The organism is Thermodesulfobacteriota bacterium, assembly GCA_040758155.1.
Lineage (GTDB): Bacteria > Desulfobacterota > Deferrimicrobia > Deferrimicrobiales > Deferrimicrobiaceae > UBA2219.
Genome location: JBFLWB010000016.1, coordinates 1 through 20,462, shown reverse-complemented (window position 1 = coordinate 20,462; position 20,462 = coordinate 1). Strand labels below are relative to the sequence as shown.

The 20,462-nt window shown below is 68.0% G+C and carries 16 protein-coding genes; 10 read left to right on the top strand and 6 right to left on the bottom strand.

All coding sequences use genetic code 11. The features are described 5' to 3' along the window. Position 1 precedes the first annotated feature (1 nt). From AB1346_01285 to AB1346_01265, 5 genes are all read left to right on the top strand, one after another. Positions 2 to 1,420 (top strand): efflux transporter outer membrane subunit, encoded by a 1,419-nt coding sequence (locus AB1346_01285; protein MEW6719062.1) that lies wholly within the window; start codon positions 2 to 4, stop codon positions 1,418 to 1,420. Between the two features lie 158 nt (positions 1,421 to 1,578). Then, positions 1,579 to 2,355: a thiazole synthase gene (locus AB1346_01280; protein MEW6719061.1), complete on the top strand. Its 777-nt coding sequence runs from the start codon at positions 1,579 to 1,581 to the stop codon at positions 2,353 to 2,355. Continuing rightward, entirely contained in the window at positions 2,352 to 3,476 is a 1,125-nt protein-coding gene (thiH, locus tag AB1346_01275; GenBank protein MEW6719060.1) for a 2-iminoacetate synthase ThiH, read from the top strand. The genes AB1346_01280 and thiH overlap by 4 nt, the downstream gene beginning before the upstream one ends. Positions 3,477 to 3,702: 226 nt before the next feature. Beyond that, the gene (locus AB1346_01270; GenBank protein MEW6719059.1) at positions 3,703 to 4,122 is read left to right on the top strand and encodes an Hpt domain-containing protein; all 420 of its coding nucleotides are present in this window, start codon (positions 3,703 to 3,705) and stop codon (positions 4,120 to 4,122) included. Further along, the gene (locus AB1346_01265) at positions 4,119 to 6,188 is read left to right on the top strand and encodes an EAL domain-containing protein (GenBank protein MEW6719058.1); all 2,070 of its coding nucleotides are present in this window, start codon (positions 4,119 to 4,121) and stop codon (positions 6,186 to 6,188) included. The genes AB1346_01270 and AB1346_01265 overlap by 4 nt, the downstream gene beginning before the upstream one ends. On the opposite strand, the gene AB1346_01260 is transcribed toward AB1346_01265, so the two are convergent. Then, the gene (locus tag AB1346_01260; protein MEW6719057.1) at positions 6,189 to 7,187 is read right to left on the bottom strand and encodes a hypothetical protein; all 999 of its coding nucleotides are present in this window, start codon (positions 7,185 to 7,187) and stop codon (positions 6,189 to 6,191) included. It lies immediately after the preceding gene. Between the two features lie 105 nt (positions 7,188 to 7,292). Between AB1346_01260 and AB1346_01255 the strand changes: the two genes are divergently transcribed. Together AB1346_01255 and AB1346_01250 are read left to right on the top strand one after the other, a co-directional pair. Further along, positions 7,293 to 7,670, top strand: coding sequence for a flavodoxin family protein (locus tag AB1346_01255; GenBank protein MEW6719056.1), 378 nt, complete (start codon positions 7,293 to 7,295; stop codon positions 7,668 to 7,670). Positions 7,671 to 7,882: 212 nt separating this feature from the next. After that, positions 7,883 to 8,560, top strand: coding sequence for a TMEM165/GDT1 family protein (locus AB1346_01250; protein MEW6719055.1), 678 nt, complete (start codon positions 7,883 to 7,885; stop codon positions 8,558 to 8,560). Positions 8,561 to 8,570: 10 nt separating this feature from the next. Here AB1346_01250 and AB1346_01245 read toward each other — a convergent pair whose 3' ends face one another. After that, the gene (locus tag AB1346_01245; protein ID MEW6719054.1) at positions 8,571 to 9,509 is read right to left on the bottom strand and encodes a transporter; all 939 of its coding nucleotides are present in this window, start codon (positions 9,507 to 9,509) and stop codon (positions 8,571 to 8,573) included. 86 nt (positions 9,510 to 9,595) lie between these two features. Next, positions 9,596 to 10,039 carry a D-aminoacyl-tRNA deacylase gene (gene dtd, locus AB1346_01240; GenBank protein ID MEW6719053.1) on the bottom strand — a complete coding sequence of 148 codons (444 nt, stop codon included), beginning with the start codon at positions 10,037 to 10,039 and terminating at the stop codon, positions 9,596 to 9,598. 90 nt (positions 10,040 to 10,129) lie between these two features. Here dtd and AB1346_01235 point away from each other — a divergent pair, with 90 nt between their 5' ends. After that, the gene (locus AB1346_01235) at positions 10,130 to 10,525 is read left to right on the top strand and encodes a transcriptional repressor (protein MEW6719052.1); all 396 of its coding nucleotides are present in this window, start codon (positions 10,130 to 10,132) and stop codon (positions 10,523 to 10,525) included. Positions 10,526 to 10,583: 58 nt separating this feature from the next. On the opposite strand, the gene AB1346_01230 is transcribed toward AB1346_01235, so the two are convergent. The 3 genes from AB1346_01230 to gltB form a co-directional block, all read right to left on the bottom strand. Next, positions 10,584 to 11,183, bottom strand: a complete 600-nt coding sequence (locus AB1346_01230; GenBank protein ID MEW6719051.1) for a YceI family protein — start codon at positions 11,181 to 11,183, stop codon at positions 10,584 to 10,586. 71 nt (positions 11,184 to 11,254) lie between these two features. Beyond that, positions 11,255 to 12,688, bottom strand: a complete 1,434-nt coding sequence (locus AB1346_01225) for a glutamate synthase subunit beta (protein MEW6719050.1) — start codon at positions 12,686 to 12,688, stop codon at positions 11,255 to 11,257. After that, the gene (gltB, locus tag AB1346_01220) at positions 12,681 to 17,273 is read right to left on the bottom strand and encodes a glutamate synthase large subunit (GenBank protein ID MEW6719049.1); all 4,593 of its coding nucleotides are present in this window, start codon (positions 17,271 to 17,273) and stop codon (positions 12,681 to 12,683) included. The genes AB1346_01225 and gltB overlap by 8 nt, the downstream gene beginning before the upstream one ends. Before the next feature lie 167 nt (positions 17,274 to 17,440). On the opposite strand from gltB, the gene pgm reads away from it, so the two are divergent. Continuing rightward, positions 17,441 to 19,054 carry a phosphoglucomutase (alpha-D-glucose-1,6-bisphosphate-dependent) gene (gene pgm, locus AB1346_01215; GenBank protein ID MEW6719048.1) on the top strand — a complete coding sequence of 538 codons (1,614 nt, stop codon included), beginning with the start codon at positions 17,441 to 17,443 and terminating at the stop codon, positions 19,052 to 19,054. An 11-nt stretch (positions 19,055 to 19,065) separates the two neighbouring features. Then, a partial coding sequence (locus tag AB1346_01210; GenBank protein ID MEW6719047.1) for a deoxyribodipyrimidine photo-lyase occupies positions 19,066 to 20,462 on the top strand: 1,397 nt, incomplete at its 3' end.

Sequence of the window (20,462 nt, the reverse complement as noted above, 5' to 3'; positions counted from 1 at the left end):
CATGAAGGGGATGAAGACCGTCCTCAGCTTCTCTCTGGGAGGGCTCCTTCTCCTCGGCGGCTGCTCCCTGGCCCCGGAATACGCGCGTCCGGACGCGCCGGTTCCCGCCTCCTGGCCGGCCGGCCCCGCGTACGACAACGCGCCGGTCTCCGCCGCCGCGCCGGCCGCGGAGGAATTGCCGTGGCGGGAGTTCTTCACCGACGAGCGGCTCCGGAAAGTCATCGGGATGGCGCTGGAAAACAACCGAGACCTGCGGACCGCGGCGCTGAACGTGGAGCGGGCGCGCGCCCTGTACGGGATCCAGCGGTCCGAGCTGTACCCGACGGTGGATGCGTCTGCCGCCGGATCGAAACGGCGCGTGCCCGCCGACCTGTCGAGCGGGGGGGAGGTGTCGCGGCCCGAAGAGTACAGCGTCGGCGTGGGGATCGGCTCCTGGGAGCTCGATTTCTTCGGCCGCATCCGCAGCCTGAAGGACGCGGCGCTCGAGGAGTACCTCGCCACGGAGCAGGCGCGGCGCGGAGCGCAGCTCCTGCTGGTGTCGGGCGTCGCCAACGCGTACCTGGCGCTGGCGGCGGACCGGGAGACGCTCCGGCTCGCCCGGTCCACCATGGAGACGCAGCAGGCTTCCTTCGACCTGATCCGGAAGCGGTACGAGGTCGGGCTTTCGCCCGAGCTGGACCTGCGCCAGGCGCAGAGCCGGGTGGACGCCGCACGTGCGGACGCCGCCTTTTTCGTCCAGCGGGCGGCCCAGGACGAGAATGCCCTGAACCTGCTGGTCGGATCGCCGGTGCCGGCGGAGCTGCTGCCGGCCGACCTGGAGGCCGTGTCCCCACCGAAAGAGATATTCGCCGGGCTGCCGTCCGACGTGCTGCTGCGCCGCCCGGACATCCTGGCGGCCGAGAGCCGGCTGAAGGGCGCCGACGCGAACATCGGCGCCGCCCGCGCGGCCCTCTTCCCCCGGATCTCCCTCACCACCTCGTTCGGGACCTCGAGCGCGGAGCTGTCGCGGCTCTTCGATTCCGGCCAGTCGACCTGGAGCTTCGCGCCGCGGATCGTCACGCCGATCTTCGATGCCCGTTCCTGGTACGCCCTGCGGGCGGTCAAGGTGGAGCGGGAGATCGCAGTGGCCCAGTACGAAAAGGCGATCCAGTCCGCCTTCCGGGAAGTGGCGGACGCCCTCGCGGCGAAGGGGACGATCGAGGAGCAGCTTGCCGCGCAGCGGTCGCTGACCGACGCCGTGGCGGATACCTACCGCCTCTCCAATCTGCGTTACGAAAAGGGGATCGACAGCTTCCTGGGCGTCCTCGACGCTCAGCGATCCCTGTACGCGGCGCAGCAGGGGCTGATCGCCGTCCGCCTGGCGCGCTACGCCAACCAGGTGAACCTCTACTCCGTGCTGGGGGGAGGCTCGGACAGGTAAAAACCGCGCGATTCCCGGAAGTTGCCGTCGCCACGGGGCCGTTTCCAAATACGCCGGTTCGTGGTAAAATGCCCTGCGTGGGGCAGGTGAAGGAAGCGTCCTTCCGGCACGCCGCCATCCGACAACGTGCAATCCTGGAGCCTCCGGGGGATCTCATTATGGACGAACTCATCATCGCGGGTCGAAAGTTCAGATCGAGGCTGCTGGTCGGGACGGGGAAATTCTCCTCGAACCAGGCCATGCTCGAGGCGATGGAGGCCTCGGGCAGCGACATCGTCACGGTCGCGCTGCGCCGCGTCGACATCGACAACCGCGACGACTACATGCTCAAGCATATCGACCGGGAAAAGTACCTGCTCCTCCCCAACACCAGCGGCGCCCGCGACTGCGAGGAAGCGGTGCGGCTGGCCCGGCTGGCCCGCGCCGCCGGCTGCGAGCCGTGGATCAAGCTGGAGGTCACCCCGGATCCCTACTACCTGCTGCCCGATCCCATAGAGACGTACAAGGCGGCCCAGATCCTGGTCAAGGACGGCTTCACGGTGCTCCCCTATATCAATGCGGACCCGATCCTGGCCAAGCATCTCCAGGAAGTCGGCTGCGCCACCGTCATGCCGCTCGGGGCGCCCATCGGCACGAACAAGGGGGTCCGCACCCGCGACAACATCGCCATCATCATCGAGCAGGCGCACGTTCCCGTGGTCGTCGACGCCGGCCTGGGGGCTCCCTCCCATGCGGCCGAGGCCATGGAAATGGGCGCGGACGCGGTGCTGGTCAACACTGCCCTGGCCGTATCCCCCAATCCGGGGATGATGGCCGCGGCGTTCAAAAAGGGCGTCGAGGCGGGACGCGAGGCGTTTCTCGCCGGCCTGGGCAAGCCGCGGAAGTTCGCTGAGGCGTCCAGCCCGCTGACCGGCTTCCTGAGGGAAGTGAAATGACCTTCTTCGACGAGTTCCAAAAGCACGACCACCGGCGGGTGCTCGACCGGATCATGGGCATGAAGGCCCAGGACGTCGAACGGGCGCTCCAGGCCGAGCGGCCGGGCATCGAGGATTTCCAGGCGCTGATCTCCCCGGCGGCGGAGGACTACCTGGAGCCGATGGCCGCGCGCTCCCACCGGATCACGCGGCAGCGCTTCGGCAACAACATCCAGATGTACGTCCCCCTTTACATCTCGAACGAGTGCACCAACGGTTGCGTCTACTGCGGGTTCAACGCGAACAATCCCGTCCATCGGAAGACGCTCACCATGGAGGAGATCGAGCAGGATGCGCTCGCCCTTCACCGGCAGGAGTTCCGGCACGTCCTGGTGCTGACCGGGGAGGCGCCGAACGCCGTGCGGAACGAGGAGCTGGCGGCCGCCATCCGGAAGATCCGCCCGCTGTTCAGCTCGATCAGCATCGAGGTCTATCCCATGGACGTCGCCGGCTACCGGGAAATGGTCGCGGCCGGCGTGGACGGCCTCACGATCTACCAGGAGACCTACGACCCGGATCTCTACAAGGAGTTGCATCTCTTCGGGAAGAAGCGCGATTTCCTGTGGCGGCTGGGAACCCCGGAGCGCGGCGGCGAGGCGGGCATCCGCCGGATCGGGATCGGCGCCCTGCTGGGGCTTGGGAACTTCTACGTCGAGACCTTCTTCACCGGGCTGCACGCCCTCTACCTGGCGCACCGCCACTGGCGTTCCCTGGTCTCGGTCTCCTTCCCGCGCATCCGGCCGGCGGAGGGCGGCTTCGCCCCGCTCTACCAGGTCACCGACAAGCAGATGGTCCAGGGGATCTGCGCCATGCGGCTGCTGCTGCCCGACTGCGGCCTCACCCTCTCCACCCGGGAAAGCGCCCGGTTCCGCGACAACCTCATCCCTCTGGGCGTCACCCAGATGAGCGCGGGATCCTCTACCGCCCCCGGCGGCTATTCCCACAAGGACGAGGGGACGGGCCAGTTCAACATCGACGACGACCGCTCTCCGGAAGAGATCAGCCGCGTCATCCGCTCCAAGGGATACGAGGCCGTGTGGAAGGACTGGGACGCCGCGTTCCTCGAAGACACCGCGTCCTGAGGGCGCCTCCGCGAGGGAGGTCCGCCGGGGCACGGACATAATTGAGAAAATACTCAATCGATAAACGATATCGGCGCCTCGGCCGGTAAGGCGAGGCGCCGCGGATCTCCTTCCTCTATCTCAGAACGCGGTTTTTTTCCTTAATCTTCCGGGAATCCATCCGATAAGAACCTCCATGCGGGAGCTTGTCCGCGCGCCCCGGCGGGGGAGGGGAGCGGTCCGGATCTTGACATCGAAGGAGACGGGGAAGATGGACAAGGCGGGAACCGGCGCGGTCGACCGGGCGGTGCTGGACGGGATCCGGATGCTGGAAGGTCCCGAAAGCAGGGGGCTCCTTGTGAAGGTGCTGAACCTCTACCTGTCCGATTCGCTGAAGCACGTGGAGCGGATCCGCTCCGCCGTGAAATCGGGGGATCCGGGCTCTCTGCGAAGCGCGGCCCACAGCCTGAAGTCCGGCAGCGCGAACGTGGGCGCGTCAGGCCTTGCGGAGGTCTGCCGGATGGTCGAAGAGGTCGCGAACACCGGCGAGACGCCGCCACCGGACGATCCCCTGCCCGCAAGGCTGGAGCGGGAGTACCTGGCGGTCCGGCGGGAGCTGGAGGAGTTGCTTGCCGCCGAGCGCGGTGAGTCGAGAGGCGGCGAATGAGGACCCCGGGAGAGAAAGAGCCGCTGGTGCTGGTGGTGGACGACGACGGGGGAACCCGCCTGCTGGCGGCGGCCGCCCTGGCAAAGGCGGGGTATCGGGTCGCCGAGGCGGAAGACGGGGATGCCGGCGTCGCCGCATGCACCCGGGTCCGGCCGGACCTCGTCCTGATGGACGCCGTGATGCCCGGAACCGACGGCTTCTCCGCGGTCCGGGAGATCCGAAAGCTTCCCGGGGGCGATCGCGTCCCGGTCGTGATGATGACGGGGCTGCACGACTTCGACTCCATCCACAAGGCATACGAAGCCGGCGTGACGGATTTCGTCACGAAGCCGATCAACTGGACGATCCTCGGCTACCGGGTCGGCTACATCCTGCGCGCAAGCCGCGCGTTCCTCGACCTGGCCCGCAGCGAGGAGAAGACGCGGGCGCTCCTGCGCGCGATCCCCGACCGGATCTTCCGGATCGACGCCGACGGCGGCGTCCTGGACCTGGTGGAGTGCGAAGGGGAAGACCGCTCCCCTTCCGACGACGACCTCGCAGGGCGGCGGCTGGAAGATGTGCTGCCCGCAGAGGCGGCGGCGAAGACGCTCGAAACCGCCGGCGCGGCGCGGGAGACCGGCAGGGTGCAGCGGTTCGAATACGCTCTGGACGATGGAACGGAAACGCGCAACTTCGAGGCGCGGGTCGTCGCGCTTCCGGACGGGGAGGCGCTGTTCATCGCCCGGGACAACACCGACAGCAAGCGGGCGGAGGAGCGGCTGACCCGGCTGGCGTACCACGATGCCCTGACCGGCCTTCCCAACCGGGTCACCTTCCGGGAACAACTGGAGCGCGAGATCGCGGGCGCGAAACGGCGGAAGGAGATCGTGGGGGTCATCCTCCTGGACCTGGATCACTTCAAGGAAGTGAACGACACGCTCGGGCACGCCGCGGGGGACCGGCTGCTCGTCTCGGTCGCGGACCGGCTCCGCGGGGGAGTGCGGGAGACGGACACCGTCGCGCGGATCTCGGGAGACGAGTTCTGCGTCATCCTCCCGGGCATCAACGAGCCGCGGGGCGCCGTCGAGGTGTGCCGCCGGCTCAAGGCCGCCTTCGCGGCTCCGTTCGTCCTCGACGGGCAGGTCACGAACGTGACCGCCAGCCTCGGGATCGCCATGTTCCCCGAGGACGGGGAAACCCCCGATGATCTCGTCCGGAACGCGGACATCGCCATGTTCCGCGCCAAGGCGGAGGGGAGAGACACGTTCCAGGTCTACTCCGAGGAGATCCGCGCCGCGGTGAAGAAGCGGGTCAACATGGAAAAGGGACTGCGGGCGGCGGGCGAGCGGAACGAGTTCGTCCTCCACTACCAGCCCGAGGTCGAGCTGACGACCGGCAGGATCGTGGGGGCGGAGGCGCTCGTGAGGTGGCAGTCGCCGGACCGGGGGCTGCTCACGCCGCTCCAGTTCCTTCCCATCGCGGAGGAGACGGGAGACATCGTCCCCCTGAGCGAGTGGATCATCCGGACGGCGTGCCTCCAGGCGAAGGAATGGAGGACGAACGGGCATGCTTCCTTCAAGATATCGGTGAACGTCTCGGCCCGCCTCTTCCGGAAGTACGACCTGGCCGGGGCGATCCGGGGGATCCTGGAGGAGACGGCGGTCGCGCCGGAGACGCTTGCGCTGGAGATCACGGAGAGCACGGCGATCCAGGACCTGGAGAGCGCGCTGAAGACGCTCTGGAAGCTCCACGGTTTCTCCATCCGCGTGGCGATGGACGATTTCGGGACCGGATACTCGTCGCTGGCCTGCCTCCGGAAGCTTCCCATCCGCCTCCTGAAGGTCGACCAGGCGTTCATCCGGGAGCTCGACCGGAACCCCGGCGACCAGACGATCGTCAAGGCCATCCTGGCGATGGCCGAAGCCCTGGGCATCGACGTCGTCGCCGAGGGAGTGGAGCGGGCGGTGCAGAGGGATCTCCTGAGGTCCTTCGGATGCCGCCTGGCCCAGGGGTACTATTTCAGCAGGCCGGTGCCGGCGAAGGAGTTCTCCGCCCTGCTGGCGTCGCGGGGGGCGTGCATCTTCTGATCAGCGCGACGTCCGGTGCCTCTCGATCCCGGTGAAGTTCACCTCCAGCCGCACCGTTCCTCCCAGGACGGTATCCCTTCCGCCCCCGACCTCCCTCGGCCAGTTCACGTCGGGCTCGAGCTCGTAATACAGCCAGGGCCGGAGGAAGTTCCGGCGATACGTGACGTAGACGCGGTAGTTCTGCACCGTGGCGACCGGACGGGTCGTCCCGGAAGCGTTGGCGGCGAAGGTGATCGCGCTGACGGGGGAGAGCTTGCGCAGGACGGCGATCTCGCTCCCCCACTCCCAGCCGACGGTGTCCTCCGAGATGGTGGCGGAGTTGGACCAGCGCAACAGCGTCAGCAGATCGAGCTGCCGGTCGAATTCGAGCAGGTTCGACACGCCGAAGCCGTCCCGGGTCTGCCAGAACGGAATGACCGCCAGCCGGCCGATGACGGAATATGCGAGCTCCCGGATGTGCAGGAAGCGGGTCCGCACGAACGCTCTCGGGCGGGTCCGGACCAGCACGCCGACGCCGGGGGAGACGAGCGTGTTGCCCGATCTGTACAGGTCGTATGCCAGCTCCGTCGAAGCCTTCCGGTTCACGCTGCCCACGTCCAGCCCCGGGTTTCCGGGGTCCTCCGGCCGGATGCCGGTGGGGTCTCCCTGGTTCTCGCCGGAGATGATCAGCCGCAGCCTTCCCTGCAGTCGCGGCAGGCGGAGCCGGGCGCGGACGCGGAACCGGTATTCGAAGCTGTCCTTCTGGTCCCAGCGGAACTCGTTCGTCCATCGCAGGGAGGAGTCGGGATCCAGCTCTTCCTGGATGGCGTCGTCCACGAAGAACCGGTCGAACCAGAGCGACGTGCCGAAAAGCCTGTGCTCGATGGAGGCGTGGTACCGGTCGATCCAGGTGTTGTCGGGGCTGTCGGCGGCGTGGTCCGCAACGGCCGGGGCGGCGAAGACGAGCGCAGCCATCCAGGCCGCAAACAGCGTTGCGACCCGGCGGTTCATGGTTGACATGGCCGACTCCTGGACACCGGATGTAATATTACCACTCGGACCGCAACTCGATACACCTGTATGACGATCCGGCGGACGGGAGGATTCAGAAAAGGAGGGCGGGGCATGTACGTGGTGGCGATCAACGGAAGCGCGCGGGAAAACGGGAACACGGCGCTCCTCCTCGGGCACGTGCTGGCGGAACTCTCGAAGGAGGGGATCCGGACCGGAATGCTCCAGCTTTCCGGGAAGCAAATCCGCGGGTGCGCCGCCTGCATGAAGTGTTTCGAGCGCCGGGACCGGCGCTGCGCGATCGCGGGGGACGCGGCCAACGAATGCATCGAGAAGATGGACGCCGCCGACGGGATCCTGCTCGGCTCCCCCACCTACTTCACCGACGTCACTGCGGAGATGAAGGCGCTGATCGAACGGGCGGGCATGGTCGGCCGGGCCAACGGCGACATGTACCGCCGGAAGGTCGGGGCGGCGGTGGTGGCGGGGTAAGCGCGCGCCTCCCGTTTTTCCCTGTCGTTTCCGGCCTCTTGCGTTGTATAATGGGGCGACTGAAGGGGAGTAGCTGACTTGGCAAGGTCAACACGCTGGCGCGGACCGCGCCTGGCCTTGCCGTTGGCCCTGCGCCAACCAGCGAGACTTTCGGCATCACGTTCCCGTGATCCGAAAGTCTTTTTTTATGTCTCGTGGACACGGGGGGGGGCATGACCGCGTTCGCAGCGTCGTTCGTATTCGTGGTGCTGGCCGAAATGGGAGACAAGACGCAGCTGCTGGCCATGGCGTTCGCCACGAGGTTCCGGGCGTCCGTCGTCCTGTGGGGGGTGTTCGCGGCGACGGCGCTGAACCACCTGTTCGCCGTGATCGTGGGGAACTACCTCACGCGGTTCGTGCCGTTGCACGTCATCCAACTGGCCGCCGCGGCGTCCTTCATCCTGTTCGGCCTCTGGACGATCCGCGGGGACGAGCTGAACGGGGAGGACAGGAAGTTCGACTTCTACCCATTCTGGACCGTGGCGATCGCCTTCTTCATCGCGGAAATGGGCGACAAGACCCAGCTTGCCACCGTGGCGCTGGCGGTGAAATACCAGGCAGTGCTGCCGGTGTGGCTCGGCACCACCTGCGCAATGCTCGTCGCGGACGCCTTCGGGATCGTGGTGGGGATCCTCCTCGGAAAGAGGATCCCTGCACGGTTGGTGAAGTGGGGCTCCGCCTGCGTCTTCGTTGCGTTCGGCGTCTACGGCATCCACGAAAACGTGTCGGCGGAGGTCCTGACTCCCGCCGCGGAGGTCGCGGGGCTGATCGCACTGGCGGCGGCCGCGTACCTGGTCGCGCGCTCCCCGGCTTCCCGGGGAGCCGCGGTCGTTGCGGACGCCCGGGACTGACGGGCCCGCTTCAGAACTTGTAGGTCATCCGCAGCGTCGTGCGGTTCCCCTTCGGGCGGTTCTCCACCCCGGTCTCGATGGCGGTCTTGAGCCCCATCGAGAAATTCGGCGAAACGATCCAGTGCGCGGCGGGGCCGAAGGCGAAGACCTCTTCCTTTGAGCCGCCGGCCGAGATCCCGTTCACCTTGTCCTCGTTGAGCTGTTTCAGGTAATAGCCCGCAAGCGCCGCGCGGAAGTTCTTCCTGACCTCGCACTCGAAGGAGTAATTGAAGTGGAACGCCCTGCCGGCCTGGACGTCGTCCGCGCCGAGGGCGGCGAAGGGGTTTTCGTTTTCGGAGTTCCAGGTGTAGTGGATCCGCCACGACGTGGAGAACGTCGGGGTGATGAACCAGGTGAAGGCGTAGTACGGCTCGATCGTCCAGATGTTGGAGCCCGGGTTGATCAGGTACCGGCTGTCGTACTGCCCCGTGGGGAAGGTGATATCGAGCTCGACCCGCTGCAGGAACGGGCGGCCGAGGAGCTTCGTGTCGAACCACTGGAGGAACGGCCCGGCGACCAGGTCGCCGATCGGCGCGGGATTGGCGGTCACGTCGGGGCCGGCAGCGCCGAGCGTCCCCGAGGCGCCGATCCCCACGACGGGCAACAGGACGTCGACTCCGACGTGGGCGCCCAGGACCTTGTGGTTGTAGACATGGACGAACTGGTTCATCGCCAGGACGTTGGCCATCCGGGGGCCTCCTGCGATCTCGCCGCCGTTCGTGCCCCGGAAGGTCCTCCCCCGGTACGCCTGGATGTATTCGGTGAAATAGGTGCCGGGGCCCGGCAGCGCCCCGTCGAGAATGTCCGTCAGCCCGAGGTTCAGGGGGGGCTGGTTGAACGCGGATGCCGGTGTGCATGGAATGCCCGCCCACAGCAGGGCAAGGGCAACGATCGCGATCGCCTTGCGCATCTTCGTCCTCCGGGATTGGGGTCCGGGCCGTCGTGAGCCCGGCTCATAATACATACCTGCCCCGGAACGGGGCGTCAATCTCATTCTTATTGTTTTTCGAGCAGGAAGGTGACGGGGCCGTCGTTCACCAGCGATACTTCCATCATGGCGCGGAAGCGCCCCGTCGCCACCAAAACGGGGGAGACGCTCTTCAGATAACCCACCGTCTTGTCGTAGAGCGCTTCGGCCTCCCCGGGAGGCGCGGCGGCGTCGAATCCCGGCCGGTTCCCTTTCCCCACGTCCCCGTACAGGGTGAACTGGGATACCATGAGGATTCCGCCCTCCGCCTCGACGACATTGCGGTTCATCCGGCCTTCCGAGTCCTCGAAGATGCGTATTTTCAGCAGTTTGTCACATATCCACCGCCCGGCTTCCTCGCGGTCTCCCCGCCCGATCCCCAGCAGTACGAGGATTCCCGGGCCGATGCCGCCGACGATCTCCCCGCCCACGGAGACCGATGCGCGCGACACCCTCTGGATGACGGCCCTCATGGGCGTATTTTACCCGGAACGGCTAAAGATTTTTCCGGGATCTGCCGATGAACGGTATCGGGGGAGAGCGTCCCCGAAAGGAGAGGTTTCGTGAAAAAGACCCGGAACACCCGCCAACGGACCGTAATCCTTGCGATTCTGAGGACAGGGAACGTTCATCTCACCGCGGAGGAAGTGTTCGTGCGGGCCCGCAGGCAGGTCCCGAGCGTGAGCCTCGGCACCGTCTACCGGAACCTGAATTATCTGCGGCAGATGGGGTTGGCGCGGGAAGTCCGCAACGGGGACAACGGGGTCACCCGCTTCGAGGCGGCCGGGGATCTCCACGCCCATTTCCATTGCAGGAACTGCGGCAAGGTCCGGAACATCCGGCTGCCCGAGGAGCTTTCCGGGACACGATGGAGCGACGCGGGCCCGATCGCCTCGGTCGCCTGCCTCGACCTCCACGTGATCGGGGACTGTTCCGACTGCGGTCCCGCCGCCGGGTAGGATCATAAAAAAAGCCCGTGGGGGAAGCCCCACGGGCCGTCTCCGGCAGCCTTCCAGGTCAGATCGCTTTCCGGACAAGCTCCACGTCGATCGTGATGCTCACCTCGTCGCCAACCGCCACGCCGCCGGCCTCAAGCACCTTGTTCCAGACCAAACCGAAATCCTTCCTGTCGATCCTCGCGGTCGCCTGGCCCCCGACGCGGCTGGCTCCCTGCGGGTCCTTGATCGCTGGCGAGGGACCTTCCACGATCAGCGCCACCTCTTTCGTCACGCCGCGGATCGTGAGGTCGCCGGTCATTATCAGGATGCCGTTAATGGCTTTTTCCACCCGCTTCGACTTGAAGGTGATCGCGGGGTGCTTCGCGGCGTCGAGGAAGTCGGCGCTGCGGAGGTGTTCGTCGCGTTTGGCGACGCGCGTGTTGATCGACGCGGCGTCGATGACGATGTCCGCGCGCGATTTCGTGATGTCCGCATCGTCGTAGACGATCACCCCGGACACCTTTTCGAAATCGCCCCGGACCGTGGAGACCATCAAGTGCCTTACCTGGAAGTGGACTCCGGTGTGGGCCGTGTCGAGTTCCCAGGTCGCCGATGCCGCGGCCGCGACCGCGGGCGCAGAAAGGCAAAGAACGGCTGCAAGGATCGCGAGCTTCCTCATGATGTCCCCCTCCTTGTGCGGGTTTCTGCCGGAGATGCCATAAGGAAGATTCGAAACCCCCGCAACTCGTTTCACCCGCACCGCATGAGCCAGGCGTCCGCCCCCCACGCCGCCCGCCGCCCCGTGTCGATCGCCCGGACCACCAGCGACGCACCGAGGACCGCGTCGCCGGCCCCGAACACGCCGGGGACGTTGGTCATGAAGTTCCCGTCCACGACGATGTTCCCGCGGGGGTCCGTGGCGACGCCCAGGTCGCGGACCAGGGGGCCGTGCTCCACATGGACGAAACCCATCGCCAGCAGCACCAGGTCCGCGCGGAGGTCGAATTCCGTTCCCGGGATCTCCCGGAACGACCGGCGCCCGCCCGCGTCGGGCTCCGACCAGTCGAGCCGGACGCACTTCAGGTTCCGCACCCGCCCGTCCGCGCCTTCGAATTCCTTCGTCTGGATGCTCCACATCCGCTCGCACCCCTCCTCCTGCGAGGAGGAGGTCCGCAGGACGACCGGCCAGGTGGGCCAGGGATTCGCCGGAAGACGTTCCTCCGGCGGCTTCGGGAGGAGCTCGATCTGGGTGATCGATGCGGCTCCCTGGCGGCGGCTCGTGCCGATGCAGTCCGAGCCGGTGTCGCCCCCGCCGATGACCACGACGTGCTTCCCTTCGGCCGAGATCCGCTCGGAGGGGGGGATCCCGTCGCCCGCGTTCAGCCGGTTCTGCTGCCGCAGGAATTCCATGGCGAAATGGATCCCCGCGAGGTCGCGACCCGGCGCGGGAAGGTCGCGGGGGACCGTGGCGCCCGCCGCGAGGACGATGGCGTCGAAGCTGCGCCGCAGGTACGCCGCCGAGACGTCCACGCCGGCGTTGACGCCGGTCTCGAACACGACGCCCTCCGCGCGCATCTGCTCCAGCCGCCGGTCGATGATCCGCTTCTCGAGCTTGAAGTCCGGGATGCCGTAGCGCAGCATCCCTCCCACGCGGTCCGATTTCTCGAAGACGACGACTTCGTGTCCGCGGCGGGCGAGCTCCTGGGCCGCCGGCAGTCCGGCAGGGCCGGATCCCACGACGGCGACCCGCTTGCCGCTCTTCCGTTCGGCGATCTCCGGGCGGATCCAGCCCTCCTCCCACCCCCGCTCGACGATCTGGAGCTCGAGGTGGCGGATGGTGACCGCCGGCAGGTTGATCGCCAGGGTGCAGGCGGCCTCGCACGGCGCGGGGCATACCCGGCCCGTGACCTCCGGCAGGTTGCAGGTCTGATGGAGCAGCTCGAGGGCGTTCCGCCACCGGTCCCGGTAGACCATCTCGTTCCAGTCGGGGATCCGGTTCTTCACCGGGCAGCCGAAGGAATGGCAGAAGGGGATGCCGCAGTCCATGCAGCGCGCCGCCTGGGTCGCGATCCGGTCCCCGGGGAGCGGCACGTCGACTTCGCGGTAGTCCTTTACGCGCTCTTCCACCGGGCGGTGCGGCGGCTCCTCCCTGTCGAACTCCATGAACCCGGTGGGCTTACCCATTGTAGACCTCCTCGGTGGCGGAGACGCTTTCGGTGTCGAGGTCCTCTTCGAGGCGCATCCGCTCCAGCGACTTCCGATATTCGATGGGCATGATCTTCACGAACAGCGGCAGGCGGGAATCCCAGTTCTCGAGGATCTCCGCAGCGTGCCGGCTTCCCGTGTACCTGTGGTGGCTCTCGATCATGGCGCGGAGCTGGCGGACGTCCTCCTCCCGCCAGACGGTCTCCACGTCCACCATGTCGAGGTTGCAGCGCGTGTCGAACAGCTCCGACTCGTCGTATACGTAGGCGAGCCCGCCGCTCATCCCCGCGGCGAAGTTGACGCCGGTGGCGCCCAGGACGACGACCACCCCGCCGGTCATGTACTCGCAGCCGTGGTCCCCCACGCCCTCGACGACCGCCTTCGCGCCGCTGTTGCGGACCGCGAACCGCTCGCCGGCCACGCCGTGAAGGTACAGCTCGCCGCCCGTGGCGCCGTACAGCGCCACGTTCCCGGCGATCACGTTCTCCTGCGGCGGGAAGAGCGCCCCGTCGGGCGGGGAGACGATGATCCGGCCGCCCGACATCCCCTTGCCGAGGTAGTCGTTGGCGTCGCCCCGCACGTGCAGCGTGACGCCCGGCGCCAGGAACGCCCCGAAGCTCTGCCCCGCGGAGCCGTGGAAGTCCAGGTGGATCGTGTCGTCGGGAAGCCCCTTCGCGCCGTGCCTGCGGACGATCTCCCCCGAGAGCGACGCGCCCACGGTGCGGTTGACGTTGCGCACGGGAAGCTGGACCACCACCCGTTCCTTCCGCTCGAGGGCGGGCTTCGCCGCCTCCCGGATCTCCTCTTCGAGACCCTGCCCGGCCTCGCGCTCCTGCCGGCGCACCCGGTGGCGCGGGCTGTTCCGCCCGTCGTCTGCCGGGAGAAGGACGGCCGAGAAGTCGAGCCCCTTCGCCTTCCAGTGGTCGACCGCCGTCTCGACCTCGAGCATGTCGACGCGCCCCACCATCTCGTCCAGCGTCCGGAACCCCAGCCCGGCCATGTGCTCGCGCAGGTCCTGCGCGATGAACCGGAAGAACCGGACGACGTAGTCGGCCGATCCCCGGAAGCGCGCCCGCAGCACGGGGTCCTGGGTGGCCACGCCCACGGGGCAGGTGTTGAGGTGGCATTTCCGCATCATGACGCACCCGAGCGTCACGAGGACCGTGGTCCCGAACCCGAATTCCTCGGCGCCCATCTGGGCGGCGATGGCCAGGTCCCGGCCGGTCTTGAGCTGTCCGTCGACCTGTACCCGGATCCGGTCCCGCAGGCGGTTGAAGATGAGCGCGTGCTGCGTCTCCGCCAGCCCGAGTTCCCACGGCAGCCCCGTGTGCTTGATCGAGGTGAGCGGCGAAGCGCCGGTCCCGCCGTCGTGACCCGAGATCAGCACAAGGTCGGCCTTCGCCTTGGCGACGCCCGCGGCGATCGTGCCCACGCCGACCTCGGAGACGAGCTTGACCGAGACGTCGGCCCGCGGGTTGACCGTCTTCAGGTCGTGGATGAGCTGCGCCAGGTCCTCGATCGAGTAGATGTCGTGGTGCGGCGGCGGCGAGATCAGCGTCACGTACGGCGTCGTGTGCCGGATCCGCGCGATGTCAGGGCTGACCTTGTGGCCGGGGAGCTGCCCTCCCTCGCCCGGCTTGGCGCCCTGCGCCATCTTGATCTGCAGCTCGTCCGCGTTCACCAGGTACTCGGTGGTCACGCCGAACCGGCCGGAGGCCACCTGCTTGATCTTCGAGCGGAGGCTGTCCCCGTTGGGCAGCGGCGCGTACCGCGCCGGGTCCTCGCCGCCCTCGCCCGAGTTGCTCCGGCCGCCGATCCGGTTCATCGCGATCGCGATCGTCTCGTGGGTCTCCTTGCCGATCGACCCGAAGGACATCGCTGCGGTCAGGAAGCGGGACATGATCTTCTCGACCGGCTCCACCTCGTCGATGGGGACAGGGGTCCCCTTCCGGAAGCGGAACAGGGAGCGCAGGGTTGCGTGCGCCTTGGCCTGGTCGTCGATCTTCTCCTCGTACTGCTTGAACATCCCGTAGTCGTCGAGCCGCGTCGCGGCCTGGAGCAGGTAGATCGACTCGGGCGTCCAGAGGTGCTTCTCGCCGTCGACGCGGAGCTTGTAGACTCCGCCCACGTCGAGCATCTTCTCGCGCTGCGTCCACCGCCCGTCCTCCGGGTAGCCGCGCCGGTGGCGCGCGACGGTCTCCGCCGCGATCTCGGACAGCCCGATGCCGCCGATGCGCGACGCGGTGTGGGTGAAGTAGCTGTCGACCAGGGCGCTTCCCAGCCCCACGGCCTCGAAGATCTGCGCGCCCAGGAAGCTGCGCAGCGTCGAGATTCCCATGCGGCTGAAGGTCTTCAGGAGCCCCTTCTTCACCGCGGTGATGTACCGGTCCACCGCCACGCCCGGCGTCACGGGATTTTCCAGCATGCCGGACTCCGCGAGCTCGCGGATCGTCGAGAGGACCGTGTGCGGGCAGATCGCGTTGGCGCCGTACCCGAGGAGCAGCGCGAAGTTCATGACCTCGCGCGGCTCGCCGCTCTCGACGAGGATCGCCGCCTGCGTCCTCAAGCCCCGCCGGATCAGGTGGTGGTGCAGCCCGGCGACGGCCAGCAGCGAGGGGATCGGCGCGCGCGACGCGCCCATGAGCCGGTCGGTGAGGATGAGGGCGGTGGCGCCGTCGCGGATCGCCTTGTCGGCCTGGACGAAGATCCGCGTGAGCGCCGTTTCGAGCGATTTCCCGTCCCCGTCCGCCGGGAAGGTCGCGTCGAGATCGCAGGCGAGGAGGTCCGGGTTGGTCGAGTTGCGCAGCGTGTGCATGTCCTCGGGGGTCAGGATCGGCTGCTTGAGCCGCAGCATCCGGCAATGCTTCGGCGTCTCGTCGAGAAGGTTCTGCTCCCGCCCGAGGTAGCCCGTAAGCGACATCACCAGCTCCTCGCGCAGCGGGTCGATGGGCGGGTTCGTCACCTGGGCGAAGAGCTGCTTGAAATAGTTGAACAGCGTCTGGGGGCGGTTGGAGAGCACCGCCAGGGCGGCGTCGTCCCCCATGGAGCCGACCGGCTCCTGCCCCTGGGACGCCATCGCGGAGACGATGAGCTTGATCTCCTCGTCGGTATAGCCGAAGGCGTGCTGCTTGCGGAGGAGCTCCTCCGGGTCCTCGGGCGGGATCTCGGGCGGGACGAACAGCCCCCGCAGCTCGATCTTGTTCTCCTTGACCCAGTTCCGGTACGGCTTCCGGCGGGAGATCGTCGCCTTGATCTCCTGGTCGGGGACGATCCGGCGCTGCTTCATGTCGAGCAGGAGCATCTTCCCTGGCTGCAGCCGGCCGCGGCGGAGGATCCGGTCGGGCGGGAAGTCGATCACGCCGGTCTCGGAGGCCAGGACGATCACGCCGTCCCGGCTGATCGTGTACCGCGCGGGGCGCAGGCCGTTGCGGTCGAGCGTCGCGCCGAGGTAGCGCCCGTCGCAGAACACCATCGCCGCCGGGCCGTCCCACGGCTCCATCAGCGTGGAATGGTACTCGTAGAACGCCCGCTTGTCTTCGCTCATGCGGTACTTCGGGCCCCATGCCTCCGGGATCATCATCATCATGGCGTGGGGCAGCGAGCGCCCCGCCATGACGAGCAGCTCGAGGACGTTGTCGAAGATGGCGGAATCGCTCCCCGACTCGTTGATCACGGGAAAGAGCTTCCGGAGGTCGTCGCCGAACAGCGGGGAGGAAAGGGTCGCCTCCCTGGCGCGCATCCGGTTGATGTTCCCCCGCAGGGTGTTGATCTCCCCGTTGTGCGCGGCGATCCGGAACGGATGGGCCAGATGCCAGGTGGGGAGGGTGTTCGTGCTGTATCTCTGGTGCACCACGGCAAACGGACTGATGAAATGCTCGTTCCCGAGATCGGGGTAGAACTGGGAGAGCTGCGTCCCGGTGAGCAGCCCCTTGTAAACGATCGTCCGGGCGGACAGGCTGGGAATGTAGAACTGGCTCGTATCCGCGTCGTTCCAGGAGGCCGTTTCCTTTTCCACGAGCCGGCGGATCACGTACAGCTTCCGCTCGAAGGCGTCCTCCTCGTGCTTTCCGCGGGCGAGGAAGATCTGGCGGATCTTCGGCCGGGTGGAGCGGGAGAGATCGCCGAGAACGGACGGGTCCACCGGTACGTCGCGCCAGCCGAGGACCGGGCATCCTTCGCTTTCGGCAACCCGTTCGAACGCTTTCGCGCATCTGCCCGCAAGCGCATCGTCGGTCGGAAGGAAGACCGTTCCCGCGGCGTACTCCCCGGCCGGGGGGAGGTAGAGACCGTCCCCGGGGCACACCTGCCGGAAGAAGGTGTCGGGGACGGCGACCATGATGCCGGACCCGTCGCCGGTGGCCTTGTCTCCTCCCAACGCTCCCCGGTGCTCCAGGTTGACGAGCACCTGGATCCCCTGCCGGACCACGGAGTGCATGGAGACGCCGTCGATCCTCGCGACGAACCCGACGCCGCAACTGTCGTGGTCGTTCCGCGGGTCGTACAGGCCGATCGGTTTCGGGACGCCTGCGGCGTTCATTCGGAATGGATGCTCATTTCGGCTCATGGGCGCCTTCCTTAAAAAACGTTCGGTTCCGGTCGAATTGATTATTATGACACGGAACTACAGGGGACACGTCGAAGCGTCGGATATCGATAGCGACGTACGTCTTAACAGGATACCATAAAGGGAATCGGCATATCCGGAATCTTTCGCAGCAGGAGGGAGCGGGCATGAAGGCGGCCATCGCCGATCTTCCGGGACTCGTCGCATCGTACTATACCGGGAAGCCCGACCCGTCGGAGCCGTCGCAGCGCGTGGCCTTCGGCACCTCGGGGCACCGGGGGACGTCGCTCTCCCTTTCCTTCAACGAAGACCACATCCTTGCCGTAACGCAGGCGATCTGCGACCGGCGGGCGGCCGCGGGGGTCTCCGGGCCGCTCTTCCTCGGGAAGGACACCCACGCCCTCTCGGAGCCGGCGTTCCGCTCCGCGCTCGAGGTCCTCGCGGGTAACGGCGTCGCCGCGATGATCGACCGGGACGAAGGGTACACCCCCACGCCCGCCATTTCCCTTGCGATCCTGTCCCATAACCGCGGCCGGCGGGAAGGGCCGGCGGACGGCATCGTGATCACCCCGTCGCACAACCCTCCCGAGGACGGAGGGTTCAAGTACAACCCGCCCCACGGCGGGCCGGCGGACGCGGACGTCACGCGGGCGATCGAGGAGCGCGCCAACCGGATCCTCGCGGAGGGCTTGCGCGACGTGAAGCGGATCCCGTACGAGCGCGCGCGGAAAGCTTCGACCGTGCGGCGTTACGATTTCGCCGGCGCTTATGCGGAAGGTCTGGCGGAAGCGCTCGACATGGATGCCGTCCGGGCGTCGGGGCTGCGCATCGGCGCCGACGCGCTGGGAGGGGCCGCGGCAGCCTACTGGGAGCCGGTGGCGGCGCGGTACGGGCTGAATCTCGAGGTGGTCAACGGCGGCGTGGACCCCACGTTCCGGTTCATGGCGCGCGACTGGGACGGCCGGATCCGGATGGACTGCTCGTCGCCCCACGCGATGGCGGGGCTGATCGGGATGAAGGAGCGGTTCGACATCGCCTTCGGGAACGACACGGACGCCGACCGGCACGGGATCGTGACCCGGAGCGCGGGGCTCCTCAATCCGAACCATTACCTGTCCGCGGCGATCGACTACCTTTTCCGGCGGCGGACGGGATGGCGCGCGGATGCGGGGGTCGGGAAGACCGTGGTGAGCAGCGGGATGATCGACCGCGTGGCGGCGCGCCTCGGGCGGAGGCTGGTCGAAGTCCCCGTCGGCTTCAAGTGGTTCGTGCCGGGGCTGCTGGACGGCTCCCTCGGGTTCGGGGGGGAGGAGAGCGCGGGGGCGTCGTTCCTTAAAAAAGACGGCACCGCCTGGAGCACGGACAAGGACGGGCTGCTCCTGGGGCTGCTCGCGGCCGAGATGACGGCGGTGACCGGGCGCGATCCAGGCGAGCTGTACCGGGAGCTGACGGAGACGTTCGGCGCCCCGGCCTACGAGCGGATCGACGCGCCGGCTACCCGGGAGCAGAAGGCGCTGCTGTCGCGGCTTTCGCCGGACCGGGTGAAGGCGGGGACGCTCGCCGGGGAGCGGATCGAGGCGATGATCACGAGCGCTCCCGGCAACGGCGCGGCCATCGGCGGCCTGAAGGTGGTGGCCGCCAACGGCTGGTTCGCCGCCCGCCCCTCCGGCACGGAGGACGTCTACAAGATCTACGCGGAAAGCTTCCTCGGGGAGGAACACCTCCGCAGGATCCAGGATGAGGCCCGGGAGATCGTATCCGGGGTCTTCGCCTCCCCGTAGGGGCCGGCGCCTTGCCCCCCGCCACCGTCGTCTGGCTGCGGCGGGATCTCCGCCTTTCGGACAACCCCGCGCTCGCCGCCGCGGTTGCGCGGGGAGGGCCCGTCGTCGCGGTCTGGGTGCACGCACCGGAGGAGGAAGGGGAGTCGGCCCCGGGCGGCGCGGCGCGAGTCTTCCTCCATGGCGCCCTCCGTTCCCTGTCGGAGGCGCTTTCCGCCCGGGGCGGCCGCCTCGTGCTGCGCCGCGGCCCCTCGGCGGCGGCGCTGATCGGCCTGGCGAAGGAAACCGGCGCGGACGCGCTGTTCGCCAACCGGGTGCGCGACCCGGCGTTCGTCTCCCGGGACGGCAGGACGGTGGCGGCACTCCGGGAGAACGGCATCGACGCGCGCCTGTTCGAGGACGGCGTCCTTTTCCCGCCGGAGCCGGTTCGGACCTCCGCCGGCGGGCCGTTCCGCGTCTTCACGCCGTTCTGGAGGAAGTGCCTGTCGCTTCCGCCGCCTTCACCGCCCCGTTCCGCGCCGCGCGCGATTCCGTCCTCCTCTCCCCCTCCCGCTTCGCTGCCGCTCGAGGAGCTCCGCCTGTTGCCGTCCGTTCCGTGGGACGCGGGGATCCGCGGCGCGTGGCCTTCGGGAGAGGAGGGCGCGGCGGATCGCCTTTCGGGGTTTCTCGATACCGCCCTCGCCGCTTACCCCGCGGGGCGGGACATTCCGGGCGAGGACGGGACGTCCCGGCTTTCCCCGTACCTGCATTTCGGGTGCGTCGGCCCGCGCCAGGTGTGGCACGCCGTCCAGTCCCGCGCGGCGGTGGACGCCGCCCCCGGCATGGCGAGGGGCGCGGAGGCATTCCTCCGGCAGCTTGGATGGAGGGAATTCGCCCATCACCTTCTGACGTTCTTCCCGGAGACGACGCGAAAGCCGCTTCGCCCGGAATTCGCCTCTTTCCCGTGGAGGCACGATCCGGACGCCCTCGCCGCGTGGCGGGAGGGGCGGACGGGCTATCCCGTGGTGGATGCGGGGATGCGGCAGCTTTGGGCCTCGGGGTGGATGCACAACCGGGCGCGGATGATCGCGGCGTCGTTCCTCGTGAAGGACCTGCTCCTGCCGTGGCGGGAGGGGGCCGCCTGGTTCCTGGACACGCTGGCGGACGCAGACCTGGCGAACAACACGCTCGGATGGCAGTGGGTCGCCGGGTGCGGCGCCGACGCAGCGCCGTATCACCGCGTCTTCAATCCCGTCCTCCAGGGAGAGAAGTTCGATCCGCAAGGCGCATACGTCCGCGCATGGATCCCCGAGCTCGCCGCCCTTCCGGACCGGTGGATCCACCGGCCGTGGGATGCGCCGCCTTCCGTGTTGTCCCGGGCGGGAGTGGCGCCCGGAAAAAGCTACCCCGTTCCCATCGTCGACCACGCAGC